This is a genomic window from Senegalia massiliensis (assembly GCF_009911265.1).
Taxonomy (GTDB): Bacteria; Bacillota; Clostridia; order Tissierellales; family SIT17; genus Anaeromonas; species Anaeromonas massiliensis_A.
Map to the genome: position 1 here is coordinate 41,392 of NZ_QXXA01000013.1, position 17,440 is coordinate 58,831.

At 25.7% G+C, this 17,440-nt stretch carries 23 protein-coding genes; 4 read left to right on the top strand and 19 right to left on the bottom strand.

Features of this window, described 5'->3' with window-relative positions:
• Positions 1–21: 21 nt before the first annotated feature.
• The 5 genes from D3Z33_RS12135 to D3Z33_RS12155 form a co-directional block, all read right to left on the bottom strand.
• The gene (locus D3Z33_RS12135; RefSeq protein ID WP_160198036.1) at positions 22–387 is read right to left on the bottom strand and encodes a hypothetical protein; all 366 of its coding nucleotides are present in this window, start codon (positions 385–387) and stop codon (positions 22–24) included.
• A gap of 32 nt (positions 388–419) precedes the next feature.
• Positions 420–1,076 (bottom strand): helix-turn-helix domain-containing protein, encoded by a 657-nt coding sequence (locus tag D3Z33_RS16550; RefSeq protein ID WP_201750526.1) that lies wholly within the window; start codon positions 1,074–1,076, stop codon positions 420–422.
• A gap of 142 nt (positions 1,077–1,218) precedes the next feature.
• Positions 1,219–1,809 (bottom strand): helix-turn-helix domain-containing protein, encoded by a 591-nt coding sequence (locus D3Z33_RS12145; protein WP_160198037.1) that lies wholly within the window; start codon positions 1,807–1,809, stop codon positions 1,219–1,221.
• A gap of 66 nt (positions 1,810–1,875) precedes the next feature.
• The gene (locus D3Z33_RS12150) at positions 1,876–2,271 is read right to left on the bottom strand and encodes a hypothetical protein (RefSeq protein WP_160198038.1); all 396 of its coding nucleotides are present in this window, start codon (positions 2,269–2,271) and stop codon (positions 1,876–1,878) included.
• A complete protein-coding gene (locus D3Z33_RS12155; RefSeq protein WP_160198039.1) occupies positions 2,258–2,860 on the bottom strand; it encodes a hypothetical protein in 603 nt (200 codons plus the stop codon). The genes D3Z33_RS12150 and D3Z33_RS12155 overlap by 14 nt, the downstream gene beginning before the upstream one ends.
• A 220-nt stretch (positions 2,861–3,080) precedes the next feature.
• On the opposite strand from D3Z33_RS12155, the gene D3Z33_RS12160 reads away from it, so the two are divergent.
• Genes D3Z33_RS12160 through D3Z33_RS12175 form a run of 4 tightly spaced genes read left to right on the top strand, consistent with a single transcriptional unit; the run spans position 3,081 to position 4,876 of the window.
• Positions 3,081–3,293, top strand: coding sequence for a hypothetical protein (locus tag D3Z33_RS12160; protein ID WP_160198040.1), 213 nt, complete (start codon positions 3,081–3,083; stop codon positions 3,291–3,293).
• 18 nt (positions 3,294–3,311) lie between these two features.
• The gene (locus D3Z33_RS12165) at positions 3,312–3,485 is read left to right on the top strand and encodes a hypothetical protein (RefSeq protein ID WP_160198041.1); all 174 of its coding nucleotides are present in this window, start codon (positions 3,312–3,314) and stop codon (positions 3,483–3,485) included.
• Between the two features lie 56 nt (positions 3,486–3,541).
• Complete coding sequence (locus tag D3Z33_RS12170; RefSeq protein WP_160198042.1) at positions 3,542–3,922, top strand: hypothetical protein; 381 nt, start codon at positions 3,542–3,544, stop codon at positions 3,920–3,922.
• 18 nt (positions 3,923–3,940) lie between these two features.
• On the top strand, positions 3,941–4,876 hold the full coding sequence (locus D3Z33_RS12175; protein ID WP_160198043.1) for a tyrosine-type recombinase/integrase: 936 nt from the start codon (positions 3,941–3,943) through the stop codon (positions 4,874–4,876).
• A gap of 52 nt (positions 4,877–4,928) precedes the next feature.
• On the opposite strand, the gene D3Z33_RS12180 is transcribed toward D3Z33_RS12175, so the two are convergent.
• The 14 genes from D3Z33_RS12180 to D3Z33_RS12240 form a co-directional block, all read right to left on the bottom strand.
• Positions 4,929–5,192 (bottom strand): hypothetical protein, encoded by a 264-nt coding sequence (locus tag D3Z33_RS12180; protein ID WP_160198044.1) that lies wholly within the window; start codon positions 5,190–5,192, stop codon positions 4,929–4,931.
• 9 nt (positions 5,193–5,201) lie between these two features.
• Positions 5,202–6,449, bottom strand: coding sequence for a DNA polymerase thumb domain-containing protein (locus tag D3Z33_RS12185; RefSeq protein ID WP_160198045.1), 1,248 nt, complete (start codon positions 6,447–6,449; stop codon positions 5,202–5,204).
• Between the two features lie 126 nt (positions 6,450–6,575).
• Positions 6,576–8,165 (bottom strand): hypothetical protein, encoded by a 1,590-nt coding sequence (locus tag D3Z33_RS12190; protein WP_160198046.1) that lies wholly within the window; start codon positions 8,163–8,165, stop codon positions 6,576–6,578.
• Positions 8,166–8,412: 247 nt separating this feature from the next.
• Positions 8,413–9,012 (bottom strand): prepilin peptidase, encoded by a 600-nt coding sequence (locus D3Z33_RS12195; RefSeq protein WP_160198047.1) that lies wholly within the window; start codon positions 9,010–9,012, stop codon positions 8,413–8,415.
• A 33-nt stretch (positions 9,013–9,045) separates the two neighbouring features.
• Positions 9,046–9,168, bottom strand: coding sequence for a hypothetical protein (locus tag D3Z33_RS16975; RefSeq protein ID WP_279279086.1), 123 nt, complete (start codon positions 9,166–9,168; stop codon positions 9,046–9,048).
• A 65-nt stretch (positions 9,169–9,233) separates the two neighbouring features.
• A complete protein-coding gene (locus D3Z33_RS12200) occupies positions 9,234–9,872 on the bottom strand; it encodes a metal-dependent hydrolase (RefSeq protein ID WP_160198048.1) in 639 nt (212 codons plus the stop codon).
• A gap of 181 nt (positions 9,873–10,053) precedes the next feature.
• Positions 10,054–13,614: a hypothetical protein gene (locus tag D3Z33_RS12205; RefSeq protein WP_160198049.1), complete on the bottom strand. Its 3,561-nt coding sequence runs from the start codon at positions 13,612–13,614 to the stop codon at positions 10,054–10,056.
• A gap of 53 nt (positions 13,615–13,667) precedes the next feature.
• A complete protein-coding gene (locus D3Z33_RS12210; RefSeq protein ID WP_160198050.1) occupies positions 13,668–14,735 on the bottom strand; it encodes a G5 domain-containing protein in 1,068 nt (355 codons plus the stop codon).
• A 140-nt stretch (positions 14,736–14,875) separates the two neighbouring features.
• The gene (locus D3Z33_RS12215) at positions 14,876–15,400 is read right to left on the bottom strand and encodes a hypothetical protein (protein ID WP_160198051.1); all 525 of its coding nucleotides are present in this window, start codon (positions 15,398–15,400) and stop codon (positions 14,876–14,878) included.
• Positions 15,397–15,849, bottom strand: a complete 453-nt coding sequence (locus D3Z33_RS12220) for a hypothetical protein (protein WP_160198052.1) — start codon at positions 15,847–15,849, stop codon at positions 15,397–15,399. Before D3Z33_RS12220 ends, D3Z33_RS12215 begins: the two co-directional genes overlap by 4 nt.
• Positions 15,850–15,865: 16 nt before the next feature.
• Complete coding sequence (locus tag D3Z33_RS12225; RefSeq protein ID WP_160198053.1) at positions 15,866–16,039, bottom strand: hypothetical protein; 174 nt, start codon at positions 16,037–16,039, stop codon at positions 15,866–15,868.
• Positions 16,040–16,058: 19 nt separating this feature from the next.
• Positions 16,059–16,274: a hypothetical protein gene (locus tag D3Z33_RS12230; protein WP_160198054.1), complete on the bottom strand. Its 216-nt coding sequence runs from the start codon at positions 16,272–16,274 to the stop codon at positions 16,059–16,061.
• 53 nt (positions 16,275–16,327) lie between these two features.
• Positions 16,328–16,546 (bottom strand): hypothetical protein, encoded by a 219-nt coding sequence (locus D3Z33_RS12235; protein WP_160198055.1) that lies wholly within the window; start codon positions 16,544–16,546, stop codon positions 16,328–16,330.
• Positions 16,501–17,433, bottom strand: a complete 933-nt coding sequence (locus D3Z33_RS12240; protein ID WP_160198056.1) for a hypothetical protein — start codon at positions 17,431–17,433, stop codon at positions 16,501–16,503. The genes D3Z33_RS12235 and D3Z33_RS12240 overlap by 46 nt, the downstream gene beginning before the upstream one ends.
• Between the last annotated feature and the right edge of the window lie 7 nt (positions 17,434–17,440).

A 17,440-nucleotide genomic window follows, 5' to 3' on the forward strand; every position in this document is an offset into this window, starting at 1 on the left:
AAATCTTTACAGTTGTTACAATTAAAAATTCCACAATACTTTATATTTTAATTTTGTTTCTATAATAGTTACTAACTTTAATTCTTCATTATTACCAAAGATTATTTGCTCGTCATTCTCTAATAACATTTTATAATAATTAATTTCATCTTTATATAGTTCTTTTAATATTGGTATCTTTTTATATTTTTGTACATTCTTTTGTAATTCATATTCTATTTTTTCTATTTCTTTTGTTAAATAACTTTTTGTATTCAAACCTATTTCTTTATTAAGTAGTTCACTCATTATATTTGCATATTCCTTTATTTTTGCTCTTTCATAGAAAACCTTTGCTATCATTAAGAGAACAGTTGCTACTAGTATAGTTAAAACTATAGATTTCATATAAACAACTCCTTATATTAACTTTTTCAATTTTATCTTCTACTAAAATTTCCATTAAGGTAATCTGGTGATACATCAAAATATATAGCAATTTTCTTTAGTATATTATAGGTAGGTGCTTTTCTCTCATTCTCATATAGTATTAAATTTAATACTGATATATCTAATTCTGTAGACAACTCCTTATGGGTTAAACAGTTTCCCTCTCTTAATAACTTTAATCTATTACCTATTGTTTTAACTTTTTTAGAACGAAATTTGATATTATAATATGTAACACTTATTATAGATAAAATTATAACCATAGGTGCAAAAAATGATAGTGGATTATCAAAGTTACCTACCTTAGTTTGTTTCAAATAAGCTATTTTCAAATAGGTAAAACCTATCAAATACATTAAGAATAATTTAAAACGTATGTCTTTACTTAATAGTGTAAGATCTAAAGATAAAAATGTTAATCCTAACAAAGTTATTCCATAGATAAGTTCTTTTTCAATAGTGTTAAACATTGGTAGTAGAATATATACAATAGATAGTAAAGATATTAATATAAATGGAACTAACTTAATTTCATAACCATATATTACTGTAGTCAGATTAAATTGTTTATATAGTATTTTGATTATTACCAATGGTATTATTCCACTTAATATAGTTATTACTGAACTAAATATTAAATCTTCCATTTTATTTCCCCCTTTATTCTTTCTATCTCTAAGCATCTTTATTTCTAATCTATAATTTCACATCTAAAGCATAAATTTCATAATAAAAGTCTAATCATTCCTTTTAGTGGTAAATTTAATAGCACTCCTTTATGCATATTTATTATCTTCTATCAAAATTACCTACTAAATAATCTGGAGTAACTTGAAAATATTTTGAAATAGAAACTAAAGTTTTATAATCTGCTTTTTTACAGTTCTTTTCATATAACCTTAATTCTGAACAAGCAATTTTTAACTCTTTAGCCAACTCATCTAATGTCATTTGTTTTTCTAACCTTAACTCTCTTAATCTACCTATAATCTCAGGATTATTTTCTCTAGTTTGTTCCTCAATTCTATACGCTAGATTAGAAATTACATTTATTACTATTACAATATAACTTAAAATATCAAGTATAGAATATATAAAATTAGGATGTATTTCCCAACTTAAAAATATAGTATCTATAGTAAAAAAGAACATAAATATTAAGATATTAAAAAGATGTGTGAACTCAAATAAATCATAAAAACTTAAACTTTTAATATCTTTATATAAATATAATATTGCAAACATAAACAATGGATATTTAAAACCTTCATACTTAATCGTAAAACTAGGTATAGTAATAAATCCAAGTATCATAACTAATGTTAATATCATAAATGGTGTTTTATTAATTTTATCGATTTCATTTTCTTTAATGTTCATAATATATTCTCCTCACTATTAGGCTATTGTTTATCATTTATCCTTTCAGTTTAATAAGTAATGTTATTATTTATTTTTTTCAAATAACCTTCCTATATGAATATTTTTAACGCCCATATAAGTACTTAACAATAGTATTGCTATAGTAATTATTGGCGAAATATTAAAGAAAAACATATCTGCTCTTTTAAATCTAATTATACTCTCTACTATTAAATTAGAAAAAGGTACTCCCATAGTAAATATACAAGCTATAATTAAATATTTTTTATTACAGCTATGTCTAACTAGTATATAGCTACTAATTATCAAACTTACTACATACAATACTATAAATAAAATACTTAATTCCCTATTTTGATTATATTTTGTTACATATATACCGATTAAATTTATTATCGAATGTAAAAATCCTATAAAAATGTATATAATTATTATTGCCTTTAATTTATTGTTTTTCATAATATTGAACTCCTTTTCTATTTTTTTTAGAATGTATTGAAAGAAGATAATTAATTATATAACTTCTTATTTCATTTGTCTTAAATTTTTTACTTATAATAAATATATTTTTATATGTTAAATCACCATCAAATTTGCTATTTTGCTTTATAAGTTCTTTTCTTATTTGGTCTTCAATTCTATCTAATACATTTCTATCATAAATAGTGCTATATATTTGTATATTACTAATTCGTAAATTTTCATTGTTATGTATTTCAACTATTTCTGTACTTAAATTAATATCTAATTCATATTCCTTAGATTGAAACATTAACTTCTTAATTAGCTGATATATATCATCAAACAAATCTTTATCAATTCTTTTATCACCATTACATACAAAGCACTCCCTGTTTTCTTTTTTAAATATACCTTCGCCTTCACAAGCAAAACATTTATATGTAGATATGTGTTTTTCTATTATCAAGATCTTTTTTTCATTATCATAATCAATTATTACATTATCGTATGGGTTTATATTTAGTCTGTTTCTTATTAGTTTAGGTATAGTAAAACTTCTATTAGATACTTTTATTACTTTATACATTATATCACTCTCTTTTCTGCTAATATGTAATTATCGCCCCCTTTATTATAACAGATGTTATCAGTAAAATTGTTGAATTATAAGATTTACTATGGTAAACTATAGTTAACTTTATAATTATTATATCACAACGTATATATTGTGTAAATAACAATTATAAAGTTGTTTATACTTTGTAAAATAGGAGGAAGGTGATTCTATCAATAGTAATTCTTCTCAAATGAATTTATTTGGTATTTCTAAAGAGAACGCTAAAAAAGTAAAAAATAAAGTATTACCAAAAAATATAAGATTAAAAGATAAGCAACTTTGGTGTCCTTACTGTTCTTGTCCAGTAATATTTCAGAAAGATAAAAATTTAGGTACAAAAAGATGCCCCCTCTGTTCTATATCTATTAGGGATTATTGGGTAAAAAAAGTTAATAAACTATAATGAAAGGAAGTAATATTAATGCCATTAGTTAATGCTGCTTTTAAAGTAGATAGCAGAATTAAATCTAATTTAAAAGATATAGCTTATGAAAAAAAAATGAGTTATGCTGAGTTATGCAGATTCATTTTAAGAGAATATGAAAATAAACATAGCTCTAAAAAAAATATTAATAGTAATTATGAAAAAGAGTAATTTAAATATTACTTTTTAAATTTAATTATTCTACTTTAAAAAATGGAGGTCCTATAATGAAGGAGAACGATATATTAAAAAAGGATTATTTATATGCATATCTATATAATAACGATGGACATCACACACCGAAACTAAAGATTAAAAACGATATACCTACAATATCAAGTCTTATAGTAAAAACAAGTAACTGTCCAAAGATAGTTATTACTGATAGTAACGATAACTTCATATTAGATACTATTAACGGATATATAGATATGTGTCCAAATATAGATTATTTAGAAAGTTATCTATTACCTACACTTATACCACTTCAATTAGGTGAAAAAGATATAGAAAATATTAATATATTAGATTGGGGTGTAGATGAGTATAGAAACATAGATTCTATTATGAAACCTTATATATATGAGAATTTTGATGTTAGTTTTTGATAGTTAGGAGGTCAACATATGAGTATAATTAAATATAATAATAATAGTTCTATTCAAGAGTATCTAACAGGGGATAAATCAATTACGAATGATACTGTACTTATTAAAATGTTTCTAAGAAACCAGAGGTCTAAGAATACAGTTAGATCATATGCTAAATCTATTAAACTATTTATAGATTATATTAATAAACCACTTTCTAATGTTACAGTAAAAGATATAATGGACTTTATGGATAAACTTGAAAAGAAAGAAAAATCTACTCAGAATAATCGAATAAGTGGATTAAGTTCCTTATATAACTTTGGTTGTAAATTAGGTTACTTAAAGTATAATCCCTTTACTGTTATTAATAAGCCTACTGTAAATAAGAATAAGTCTACTAATAAATTCCTTGCTAAAGAGGAACTAAATAGACTTTGGGAAGTATTAAGGGAAAAGAAAAGAAATGCAGTTATAGGTAGTATTTTTATTACTACTGGAGTAAGAGTAAGTGAATTATGTAATATTAAATGTAAACACTTTTATAAAGATATGGATAGTAATGTTGGTATTCATATTATAGATGGCAAAGGTAACAAAGACAGGGATATTAAAGTTAGACAAGATGTATTAGCATACATTAAGGATTATAGAGATAGTATTAATAAGGATTTTAACATACCAAATGATGATGAAAGTTATTTAATTACTACTAGAAATGGAAATAGAGTAAATGAAAACTACATCAGATGGATAATAGATAATGCAAGTAAAAAAGCAGGAATTGAGAAGAAAATCAGTCCTCATTGGTTAAGACATACTTCTGCATCAATGAGTTTGAATAATAACTGTGATATTGTTAAGGTTACAGAAAATTTTGGGTGGAGTTCCCTAAAAGTAGCTAAAGGCTATTTGCATAACTTAGATAAATTAAAAGATTCTTCAGTAGATTATGTTGATATAGATTTATAATAATAAGATACCTACATTAAAAATATATTTTTAATGTAGGTATCTTATTATATCACTTCTTAAATAAAAGCCATTTACAAGTTTCAACCTCATATTTTAACTCAAATAGAGTCAGTGTATTATTAATTATAGATTGACAAGTGAATATTATCATTTTATTTCCTGCTAATTTTTCTAGCTTTCTATTTATTATTTTATCTACCTTTATGACTATATGATTTTGTTCTTCACCTTCTATTCTAAGTCTTAAAGGTTGTGGTATGCCTTTAGAGGTAAAGTAACATATGACTTCTATATTCTTATTAATAACCTTCATAATACTAACCTACAATATACTACTCATAACAGGATAATCCCCATCGTGAGTACCACCTGTTAGTGGTTTTATATCACTACCTATAAAACAACCTCTAACAATAGCATTACTATCATATTTAGTACGAATACTATCTATAACTTTATCTAGTTTTTTCATTTTTTCATTGTTTCTATGTATCATATTTAATTGGATTATATCATTATCACTAAACTCTGAAACTCTTACCCCAATATGCCTTATGTTTTCGCCTTTCCACATTTCATTAAAAAGTTTCTTTGCATATTCATAGATTATATTTGTAGAATCAGTTGGAGTAAATATTTTTTGTTGATGAGAATATTTCACAAATTCACTTGTTTTTATACTAACACTTATAAGACTTGTTATGTATTTAGCATCTCTAAGTCTCATTCCTACAGTTTCACAAAGACTTAACAATACCATAAGAGCCTCATTTTTATTATCTATATCAAATGAAGTAGTAGTAGAGTTACCTATACCCTTTATATCTAATCTATTACTTTTTCTGACTTCTGAATCTTCAATGCCATTTGCATATCTATAGATCATCTCTCCATGACTTTTAAGTTTATACCTTAATACTTCTAAATCAAAATTTGCTAAATCACCTATAGTTTCTATCCCTAGATTATGTAGTTTATTTAATGTCCTTCTTCCAACCATAAACAATTCACCTACATCTAAATGCCACATTTTAGTTTTTATATCTTTTTTAAATATAGTAGTTACACCATCAGGTTTTTTCATGTCACTTGCCATCTTTGCTAGAAGCTTATTCTCTGATATCCCAACACTTACAGTAAAACCTAACTCTTTCTTTATCCTTTCTTTTATAATATAAGCTAGTTTAATAGGATTACCCCAAATATTTTCTGTTCCTGTAACGTCTAAAAAGGACTCATCAACACTATATCTTTGTACTTTCGGTGTGTATTCTCTAAATATAGTATTCATAGCATCACTACACTTAACATATAAACTATAATTTGGTGGTACTACTACTAAGTCTTTACATTTTTCAAATGCAGAATAAAGAGTTTCCCCTGTTTTAACACCACGTTCTTTAGCAGGAATAGATTTTGCTAATATAATGCCACTTCTATTTTTGGGATCACCACCAACTACTGATGGAATATTTCTTAAGTCAATGGTAGCTCCATGTTGTATTCTCCATACTGATTCCCATGACAAATATGCAGAATTTACATCTATATGAAAAATAATTCTCTTCATTACTATTCCTCCAATAAATATAATATATTATTTCAATACATTATATCGAACAAACGTTCTTTTGTAAAGAGATATTTTAGTTTTATCACTTATATATACAAAAAAATAAATCTTTTAAATAAAGATTTATTTTAAATAATTTATAATTTTATTTTTAAATGTTTTTAATCTAGGATTTATAATCTTATCTATAATCCCTTTTAATTTGTATAAACTTCTATTAGACTTTGTTTTTTTATCTTTTTGTTTGTTCTTTTGATTTATAAATATAATTACTATAATTAGAAAAGTACTTAACCAAATTAATATAGTTGTCCTTAAAGGATGTTCATTGAAATATTTAAACTTACCATTAAAGGTTACGTGCCTTAATACATTATATACTATGCTTTGTATTCCAGAAAAACTTAGTAAAACAGATAATATAGTTGAAAATAATAAAATTGTATTTTTGTAAGAACGTTCTTTTACTTCTTCTTCATTTTTCATATCTAATGCTAAATTAGAGCTGATAACTTTACATTTATCAACTAACCTTTTAGCCCCACAAAGAGAATAACTTCTTGTATAAAGATCTTTGGGACTCCCATCGTACCTAAATAATATTTCTTCATCAAATTGTAGAAGAATAAAATCTAATTCCTTCATAAATCTTGATAATTTTTCATGAGATAAATCTTTCATTTTACTCATATCATTTAATAATTTTTTAGCATAAAATTTTCTGATTAAATTTATTTCATAAAATAATAATATTTCATGATATGATTCATAAATATAGTCTTTTTTATCTGCAAAGATTTCATCTTTATCTATTTCTTTTAGTTCTTTACCTATTTCTTTATAATTATCAATTATCCTTTTATGTAAAATATAATCATTAAATAAGTGAACGGAAAGACTATTATTAACAATGAATAACTGACTTTTATTATTAAATGCTGCTTTTTCAAATAACTTATTTTTTATTTGTTTTTTTACTTTAAAATCTAAAATATCTTTATCTGAGTTTGTAAGATACTGATAAACTTTTTCAATATTTTGTTCCAAAAATTTATCAATACCATTGCCTTGAGTATCTCCATTTAAAATCCCTATGATATTTGATGTTTGAGTAAAATCTTCTTCATCTTGAATTTTGACTTGAGACACCTGTTCAATTAAATCTTTATAATATTTTTTCACTTCTTTGATACCAAGGTCTTTATTCTTTGATGATTTTAAAATTTCATATTTAAAATAATCTTCGAGTTTATATTTTGAAAGCTTTTTATAGAATTTTAATTCATAAAAATCAACATGTGTATCATTATCATCTATTTTAGTTAGTTTTTTTTCATTGTGGCCTATCATTACTTCAAGTGTCAATATTCCTACGTCATATATGGTTAGTATAACTATAGGCTCAATTATTTCAGACTTTATTTTCCCTAAAAAAGGAATTAGAAAAAATCTTTGTCTCTTGCTACTTAAAAAGTTATCTCTTATTTCTCTTCTCTCTTGATTCTCTATGTATTGGCTTATATATTCTGCTCTATCAAATAACAAATTTTCTGTAACGTAAACTTCTTTTATTATTTGTTTTATGTTAGAATCTGAAATTTGAACTTCTCTATATAAAGAATAATAGTCATCTAATTCAAAATTTTTTTCTATACTCTCAATTCTTTTTTCTTCTCTTTCACTAAAATTGCTAATAGTAAGATATAAATTCAAATCTGATTCTCTAGGAATTTTCTTTGTATATATATAATTTTTGTATGATAAATATTTAGAATATGCATTGTTTATAGAACCTTTATCATTTTTAGTATCAATAAAATGAGTGTAGATACGAGAGTTTTTTATACTATCTTTTAATTTATCATACTTTCTAGAATCAAAAGTAAATACAGAGTAGTATGTTGTTATTCTATGTATTATTCTAACCCCTCCTAATTAGTTAAATATATTTAGCTCTTTACTACATATAATAAATGATTAATGATATTGTCGCAAGACTAATATATGGTGCTAATGCTATACTTGACTTTAATCCTTTTATTCTTAGTATAATAAGCACTATACCAATTACAGATGCAAATATAAAGCTTAACATTATAATGTATAATATAGGATATATTCCAAATATTAAACCTAATGGTGCTATAAGTTTTATATCGCCACCACCTATGCCCCCATTAGATATAATAGCCAAAATAAAAAATAATCCTCCTGCAGTAAAAAAAGCTAGTATTCCATTATAGAAATCTTTAGTTATAATAATATTAAACAATCCTATTATAGCAACTGATATATTTAACCTATTTAATATAATTTCATATTGAAAATCTAATAAAGTAATTACTATCAGAACTTCTATTAACAAACTATACAATAAAAAATTATATCCAAAGCTATACTTGTAAAATAAATAGCAGTTTATTAAACCCACTATAATAGCAAATATAATTTTTAATACTTGATTAAATTTATAACCTATATTAGAAATATATTTTTGCATTAGTAATTGAACTATTCCACTTATCAAAAATATAATTGTGTATTCTTTTATATTATCCATAAGTTCACTCCTTTCTACTTATATCTCTTTAACTTACTCAACTTCCTTTATCAAAATACTATCTTTACCATACTTTTTAACCAATTTTTCATATTCCTTCTTTGCTTTTTCTTCATCAGATTTAGGAAACCAGTTAATTTTCATTTCACCAAACATATCTTTTCTCCATATCTCATAGATCACTATATATCACCTTCTTTTTTTATTTTTATTTGTGACAATCATTTTATAAAGTTGATAACACTTTCTATTAGATGTGGATTAGTAAATGCTATTGCCACGCCAATAAAACTTACTACTACAAATTTTTCAGCTATATTATTCCTGCTGCTAAAATATATTGGCATTCTAATACACCTTTTTAGAGGGAATAATGGTAAGCCATACGTGGTAAAACTATCCATTAGATAATGTCCTATGTATATTCCTACTATAAAAGCTATTCTATAGTTATATGAAACATCTAACATATATAGAGGGAGTATAAGTATAAGCCCACCTATTATTGGATTATGAAATATAGTCCTATGGTATTCTCTTTTTTGAAATCCACCAAATAAGCTAAATTGATATACTACCTTACTAGATATGGCAGATAATGTTATTATTGCTCCTAAGTACTTACAAAGGGTATTAGGCACTAATAACATTATCAAACCTATTAATATTTTTAAATAATTCCTATACTTTACACCTACAGGAAATAGCAGTTTGTTTATTGTTGAATGTTCTTCATCTATATCCACTATTATACTTCCAATTGTAGTAATTCCTATAGTTGTGATTAAATCACTACCTATTATTCCAGACAAAACATATCCTGTAGTAGCACCTATAATTGCATGACTAGTTCCTTTCATTTTTATCTCCACCTTATCTAAACTATTTTTCATACTCTCAAATAATATATTCAATGTTTAAATTAACCTTAAATATATTATAACACAACGTTTATATTGTGTAAAACAAGATATGGTAATATCAATAATTTGAAATAAAATAGTTAGTAAAAAAACTACTCTAAAATTAATTAGAGTAGTTTTAATTTGTTCTATTTATCTTTGTATCTTTTATTGCATTACCTTTAATCTTTAAGATTTCACCATCCCATAATTCATGAGAATTGTAGTTATATATTATACTATCTTTATAAGCAGTTATATCAGTTGATATCATAGAGCCTTCAGAAGTGTTTACATCAGAATAGTATTCTCCTTCCCATGTGGTCCATACTCCATCATCTTCTACAATTTTCATTTTAATATTTCCATCTGGAATAGAATTAATATCCATTTCTGCTATAACTTCTTGCGGATCTCCTATTGCATCTATTCTAAATGTTACATAATAACCTGCTTTATAATAAACAAATAAATCGTCTTTAGGTATAGGATAAATATATCCATAATCTTGATGATTAACCATATCAGTAATTCTATAGTTTTTTAGATATATCTCATAATTATTATACTCTCCATAAACATTATATCTACTTATACCGACATTATCGGTTGCTATAACATGAAGGTAATATCCCTCTCCATGTGAAGGCTTATTTATATTATTCCCTCCACTATGAGTAGTAAAATCTGTAAAATCAGTTTGCTTTGAACTTGTTTTTAGCCATTTATACTGTATTTTTTTTACTCCACTTCTATTATCACTAGCATTTAACTGTATTTCATCAGTTGGGAGTAAAATCCCTTCTGTCTGGCTTATGTGAATATCTGGTTTTGTGTTATCTATTCTTAAATTCATTCCTGTACTACCATACCCTAAATGATTATCTGCATAGTCTATATAGTAGTACTGCATATCATAGTCTTTTTCATTGTCAGTAGAATTTTCTTTAGTTTTAATTGTCCATTCTACCTCTCGATAACCACTAGACTCATATGTTTCTATTGCACTATCAAAATCTATATATAGACTTGTTTTAAAATAGTCATTATGAGTTGATGTATTAGACCAATTATGTTTACTTCTAGCATCTACACCATCAGCATATAATCTAGCATAAGATATCCATATACCACTATCCTTATCGTAACCTCTCAGTTTATATTTAATAGTATCATTAGGCTGTACCCAATAGTCATTACTATTTTTATATCTATGACCTGTAATAGAGTGTGATATATGTTCAGGTAGAGATTGATCTATTTCGTAAGTACCACTAGTTACAATATTACTAAGACCTACATTATCAATAACCTCTGCTTGTATTTTCCAAGTACCTTCTGATTCTAAAGAAATATTTGAAGTAGTATCTCCTATTATCCATGAACTCCAACTACCATAATTATTACCATCATCACTAGATAGTCTATATCTCCATTTCTGTACACCACTTCTACTATCCGATGGATTAAATGATATAGTCTGATTACTGTTTGTCCAATTCAAACTAGTAGGTGAATATGTTCCACTAGGTTTAGTGTTATCTACTTTTATAATTTTATTAGTATTTTCCCACTTATTATTATTTGCATAATCATAAGTGTAATAATCTACATTATCTTTATATAAGTATTTAACATTAGAATCTATATCTTGTGACGTATTAACATTAACATCAAATTCATATTCTTTTGCAGCTCCATTACCATCAATTACTCTACCACTTGGAATTGAAAAATCAGATGAATCTTTTACATATTCTGAGTAATTCCCCTCCCAATAAGTGTAAGCTCTATTTTTATGATTATTTAATGATAAATATGTTAATTTAAGTCCAGAACGGTCATCTTGACCTTTTACCCTTATTTTCAATTTATCAGATTGCCTTACCCAATAATTATTTTCATCTATGTATCGAGCACCTATTATTTCATCTGATAAATGATATGGTCTACTACCATCTACTCTTAAATTCATTCCTGTATCAGTATATCCAACATTATTACCTGCATTGTCTCTGTAATAATATTGGGCATCGTAATCTTTTTCATAATTAGAAGAGTAGTTTTTAGGTTTTATTGTCCACTCAATTTCTTTATGACTTCCACTCTCATATGTTTCATTTGCAGAAACAAACTCTAAATAATTACTTTTCATAAAGTGATTATTATGAGTGGAAGAATTATTCCAATCATGTTGACTTCGAGAGTCTACTCCCGATGAAGTAAATCTACCATAGCTATATCTTATTCCACTTAGACTATCATAACCTCTCATTTTATACTTAACTGATTCATTTGGTCTTATCCAATAGTCATTACCTTTTCTATACCTCTCTCCTGTAATACTATGACTATAATGTTCTGGAGAAGTTTTATCAATATAGTAATGACCACTATATAAACCTTTTGAGTTTCCTGCATTATCATAAACTGCAACGTAAATTCTATTTTTCCCTTCAGTAGATAATGTTATATTTTTACTAGTATCACCATTTATATAGCTACTATAGTTACCCCATGAGCCATTTTTATATACTTTATATCTCCATCTATAAACTCCACTACCTCCACTATCACTAGGGTTGAAATTTACAGTAAGATTACTATTTCTCCAACTAGAACTATTCGGTGAAAAAGTACCACCAGGATCAGTTTTATCTATTTTATAGTAACCACTTGTTTTAGAAGTAGAATGTCCAGAATAATCCTTTGCAGTACCTGTTATTCTCCAAATCCCTTCAGAATAGAATGTAACTTTTGTTCCATTGTTACCTCTTTTATAACCAGAATTATATCCAGATTTATAGTATCTATAACTTACATTATCAACACCATAATCATCACTTGCTCTAATAGTTACTGTAACATCCTGATTAGTCCAACCTTTACTGTTAGGTGAATACCATAAGTTAGGAGGATTATTATCGGTGCTATCAGTAACAACAGATATATCCATTCTATCAGCCATAGATTTTTTTGAATTGCTACTCCAAGGTGCTGACCCTCTCATTCCAGTATATCCATTTGAGCCTTGTTTTTTATCGACTGAAGTTAAACGAGGAACAGCATTATTGAACTTAATTGCATTACTATCATAAACATATGGAGGAGATTTATATCTACCATCAGTAAGATATAAATTACCGCTTATTGTTCCATTTGACCTTAAATAACCTTGATCTCTACCATCTAATTTAAGAACAAATACAGCATCAAATCTTATATCACCTAGTCCAACAGTATTTAATTCTGATTGTGTTATTTTTCCTGTGTCTACAAACTCTTTTTTTAATGTACTCATTAAACTATTTGAACCAGATTTCCACTTTAACCTCTTTAAAGTATAGATATATTTACCACTTATTTCTTCTTTCTCTATAAAGCCTTTATGTCCAAAAGGTATTATAGTCCATAATACCTTTCCATTATCTAATCTAACTCTTACTTGATATCCTTCTGTTCCCCATCTATAATATGCACTACTATCCATTATTCCTCTTGATACAAATTTTATTTCATCAGTAGATTTTACATAATAGGCTTTATCAGTACCAAGATAAGAGTTTGCCCAACTATAAAAATTTGTTGGATCATTATCTGATGACGAGTAACCATAAGAAGTATTCATGTATTGATGAGGTGATATAGTGGTAATTAACATCATAATAATAAATGTAATTATTATCTTTCTAAATTTCAATTAGTCACCCCCTTTCTATATTGTAGAGGTAAATTTAACTATAACATCACTCATTATCGTGATGTTATAGTTAAATTTAATCCACTAACTGTATATTTTTTAGTGTTATTATTCCAATACACTTGTATATTAGAATAATCTTTGCAATAATATAATCCTTTACTTCTTAATTGTTTCAAGATACTTGAGCGATTAGTTTGTGATGTAACTAATTTAACAGCACTCACATCAATTATGCTATAATCTTGAATTTCATTATCTATAAACAAGTGTGACTCTTTCCATTTCATACTATATAAATTATTTCTAACTGTACTAGTACTCATAGATCCATTTGATAACTTACTTAGGTAACTATTGAATGTAGGCACTTTTTCTTTGTTTAGTGTTTGATATTTCCCTTTCCCTACTGCGTATTGACTTTTTAAATAACTTTCCATTTGATAATCTCTACCACTAGGCTTATTTAACCCTGCTACTTTTGTACCTACACTTATAATTTTGTTTGCTGGATTTTTTGTTATCTCACTACTTATTCTACTTCTACTCGTTTCTTTTCCATCCTTATATGTAACTTTATATGTAATTGTTCTTAGTCCATTTCTTCCACTTTGTTTAATTACTTCTTTTCCTTTTTCAAGCGTTGAATCATTTTGTCTTATAGTTTTATAATAAATAGTTTCTGTCTTCGTAATTCTTTTAGTGGTTGTCTTAGGTGTTGAGTCACTTTTATCGGAGCTTTTCTTACTACTGTTTGTACCTTTACCACCACTTACTTTATTATTGTCATTTTTGCTATTAGCCACTTTCTTTTTATCTTTTTTATTATCGTCTATTTTATTAGTTTTATCTTTACTATCTTTACTATCTTTACTATCTTTACTATCTTTATCAGAATTCTTTTTATCAAAGTTATCATCTTTTCCTTTGGCATCTTCATCTTTTTCAGACTCTGTCTCATTCTTCTCACTTGCTTTTTCTTTTCCTATTTCCTTTTCAATAGCACTATCTTCACTTTTTTTTGTAGTTTCATCTTTCTTTTTCTTTTCTCCACATCCTGTTAACATAAATATTAATGTTATAAGCATAATACTTATAATAATTACTTTTTTATTTTTCAAGTTTTTCACTCCCCTTATTTTTTCTATACTTATATTATAACACAATATAAGTGTTGTGTCGACACTAATATTGTGTTATTTATAAACATATTATATCATATTTTAAATAATTAAAAACCTCTAATACAAGCATAAGTGTATTAGAGGTTTGACTTTAATTGACTGGAAGATAATTTATAAATTTTTAAAGTTTTTTTTCGAAACATTCCTTTAACTTTAAATTCTAATATAGCTACTGTTGTTGGATTTTGAATTTCTATTGTTCTATTCAATGTTGGTGAATAATAATCACTTTCTGTATTGTTTATTATTTCAAACTCTACTATATTAGGTTTTTCATAAATTATATTCTTTCTGATAGGTTCTAAAGTATCTTTATCTAAATTTAAATTATTAGCCAATATAGTTATAAAATTTTCTTCTCCCTTTACAGGATCTATCAAAAAATTCCCTCTTGCTAATTCTTCACCTTCTAAAACTGCTAATGAACTAGCTTTCACAGAATTATTAACTGCATTCTTGACTTTTTTTTCTTTTAATTTTAAATTAGCAGAATCAAATATAAAAGCAGTTAATCCTGTAAATATTACAATGAAAATAATAAGCCATAGATAAGCATTTCCTTTTTTCCCAGATAACATTTTTTTGTTTATATTTGTAATCACCACTTCTCACTCATTCCACTAGCTTTTTCACCTATCCAAAATTTACTTTCTGGTACAGCCATATTTAGAAGATAAAACTTATGTGGTTTCTTATAAATAACCTTTAATTCAATTTCATCTCCTCTACTTACATATGTACTATCATAGGAATCTCCTGCATATGTAGGAGTTATTATTATTTCTAAGTCACTAGAATTAAATCCTTGACTTTCTAATTCATCAACTAATTCTTGTTGTAGCGAATTATCAAATTGTCCCTGTACTAATGCTCTATCTAGTTTCTTATATGCTACATTTTCCATATCGTTTCTTTTCATAAAGTAACTTGCTCCGAAAATTAAATAGAGGATAAAATAAGTTATAAATGTTGAAATTAGAATAAATCCTAGTAATGTATATCCTTTTTTATTTTTAATTGTATTTTTAATTCTTTTTTTAAATTCACCCATTTTATCCTCTCCTTATTTATGGTGCTACATCTAAATTTTCTATAGTTGTACTTGCTTCTGTTCCTTTTTGTGTAATAGTATCTGCTAATGGTGGTAGTACGTTATAGCCAATTATTGCGACTACTGCCAAAATCATTAAAAATACTACATATCCATTACCTCTTTTTTCTTTCAATACCTTTTTTAACATTATTTTAATCTCCTTTTTATTAAGGTGTTACTTTTTTACCTTCTATTGCATCCATTGTATCTCCGACATTAGTATTTGCAGATTCTCCTTCTGCAGTAATTTTATCCATTGTAGGAGGCATTACTAAATAGCCAATTATTGCGACTACCGCTAAAATTATTAAAAATGCTACAAATCCATTACCCCTTTTTTCTTTCAATACCTTTTTTAACTTATCAACTAAATACTCTTTCATTTTACCAACTCCTTTTTTATTTTTTTATTTATTTATAACAATTAAAAATAAACTTATTTAACTTCTTGAATTAATGTATCATCAGAATTGTAGTAATCTGTTTCAATCATTTTTTTTCCTCTATTATCTAAAGCGTTTTTTACTGTTGGCAATAAATTATAACCAATAACTGCTATCACAGCTATTATTAAAATTAAGCATATTAATCCATTTGCTTTTTTACTTTTTAAAATGGAACTGAATCTATTGCTTGAAATGTTGAAATTAACCAAGGATAACCACCTACCAATACAAATGCCATAAGAGGTATGACTAATAATATAAACATAAATATAGTTTTTTTAGCATCTCTTTTTTTCCTTGCAATTTTAGTTAATTGCTTTCCATATTTTCTATTATTTTTTATATATCTCAAACTTGTTGACCTACTACTTGTTAACATCTGTTCAAGAGAAATTACAATACTTCTAAAGTCATCATTTGCAGTTCTTTCTCTTAAATCAATTAATGCCTTCTTAGGATTTTCACTAAAGTTTGTTGCAGCTCTTTCCAAATCACTTTTAAAGTGATTTGATCTGTTCATAAGACCTATTAATATTTGTTTTACAGGTTTTCCACCTCTAATCATCATAATAGTATATGTTTGTAACATTACTATTTCATTTTGTCCTAATGTTTTCCTGTAAACTACATACAGTCTTAATACGATTGAAGGTAGAAAATAAGATAATAAACACACTATAATAATAAATTCCCAACTGATTGCAAAATTTACTTTACTTAAGTTTTCCTCTCCAATTTTTTTTGCTATTTCTTGTAACCTATTATTATTTATAATATTATTAATTTCAGTAGTAATCTTAATTAAAATCATAAATAGTATTGTTACAATTGGTGACATTATAGAAATTATTTCTAACATCCCAGTTGTTATATTAAGTCCAGATGCTTTAACTAATTTACTTTTCCTTTTATAGCTTTTACTATTTTCTTTGCTTAAAGCCCATTTCATTTTTTTATTTTTTGCTAAATTTCTAATCTTGTTACCTATTGGTGAATCTCTAACCCTCTTTCTTTTTCTTTGAGGAATCAATTCAATTATTAGTAATAAAATTGAAATAGAGATTAGAACAGAATATATATTTATATCTAATTCCATATTTATA

Bases quoted from the DNA above. Each gene is read 5' to 3' on its own strand.
- D3Z33_RS12220 (WP_160198052.1), bottom strand. From the start codon at position 15,849: ATGGGTGAATTTAAAAAAAGAATTAAAAATACAATTAAAAATAAAAAA.
- D3Z33_RS12155 (WP_160198039.1), bottom strand. From the start codon at position 2,860: ATGTATAAAGTAATAAAAGTATCTAATAGAAGTTTTACTATACCTAAA.
- D3Z33_RS12160 (WP_160198040.1), top strand. From the start codon at position 3,081: ATGAATTTATTTGGTATTTCTAAAGAGAACGCTAAAAAAGTAAAAAAT.
- D3Z33_RS12150 (WP_160198038.1), bottom strand. From the start codon at position 2,271: ATGAAAAACAATAAATTAAAGGCAATAATAATTATATACATTTTTATA.
- D3Z33_RS12185 (WP_160198045.1), bottom strand. From the start codon at position 6,449: ATGAAGAGAATTATTTTTCATATAGATGTAAATTCTGCATATTTGTCA.
- D3Z33_RS12200 (WP_160198048.1), bottom strand. From the start codon at position 9,872: ATGAAAGGAACTAGTCATGCAATTATAGGTGCTACTACAGGATATGTT.
- D3Z33_RS12135 (WP_160198036.1), bottom strand. From the start codon at position 387: ATGAAATCTATAGTTTTAACTATACTAGTAGCAACTGTTCTCTTAATG.
- D3Z33_RS12240 (WP_160198056.1), bottom strand. From the start codon at position 17,433: ATGGAATTAGATATAAATATATATTCTGTTCTAATCTCTATTTCAATT.
- D3Z33_RS12230 (WP_160198054.1), bottom strand. From the start codon at position 16,274: ATGAAAGAGTATTTAGTTGATAAGTTAAAAAAGGTATTGAAAGAAAAA.
- D3Z33_RS12225 (WP_160198053.1), bottom strand. From the start codon at position 16,039: ATGTTAAAAAAGGTATTGAAAGAAAAAAGAGGTAATGGATATGTAGTA.
- D3Z33_RS12180 (WP_160198044.1), bottom strand. From the start codon at position 5,192: ATGAAGGTTATTAATAAGAATATAGAAGTCATATGTTACTTTACCTCT.
- D3Z33_RS16975 (WP_279279086.1), bottom strand. From the start codon at position 9,168: ATGTTTGGTGAAATGAAAATTAACTGGTTTCCTAAATCTGATGAAGAA.
- D3Z33_RS12145 (WP_160198037.1), bottom strand. From the start codon at position 1,809: ATGAACATTAAAGAAAATGAAATCGATAAAATTAATAAAACACCATTT.
- D3Z33_RS12195 (WP_160198047.1), bottom strand. From the start codon at position 9,012: ATGGATAATATAAAAGAATACACAATTATATTTTTGATAAGTGGAATA.
- D3Z33_RS12165 (WP_160198041.1), top strand. From the start codon at position 3,312: ATGCCATTAGTTAATGCTGCTTTTAAAGTAGATAGCAGAATTAAATCT.
- D3Z33_RS16550 (WP_201750526.1), bottom strand. From the start codon at position 1,076: ATGGAAGATTTAATATTTAGTTCAGTAATAACTATATTAAGTGGAATA.
- D3Z33_RS12175 (WP_160198043.1), top strand. From the start codon at position 3,941: ATGAGTATAATTAAATATAATAATAATAGTTCTATTCAAGAGTATCTA.
- D3Z33_RS12170 (WP_160198042.1), top strand. From the start codon at position 3,542: ATGAAGGAGAACGATATATTAAAAAAGGATTATTTATATGCATATCTA.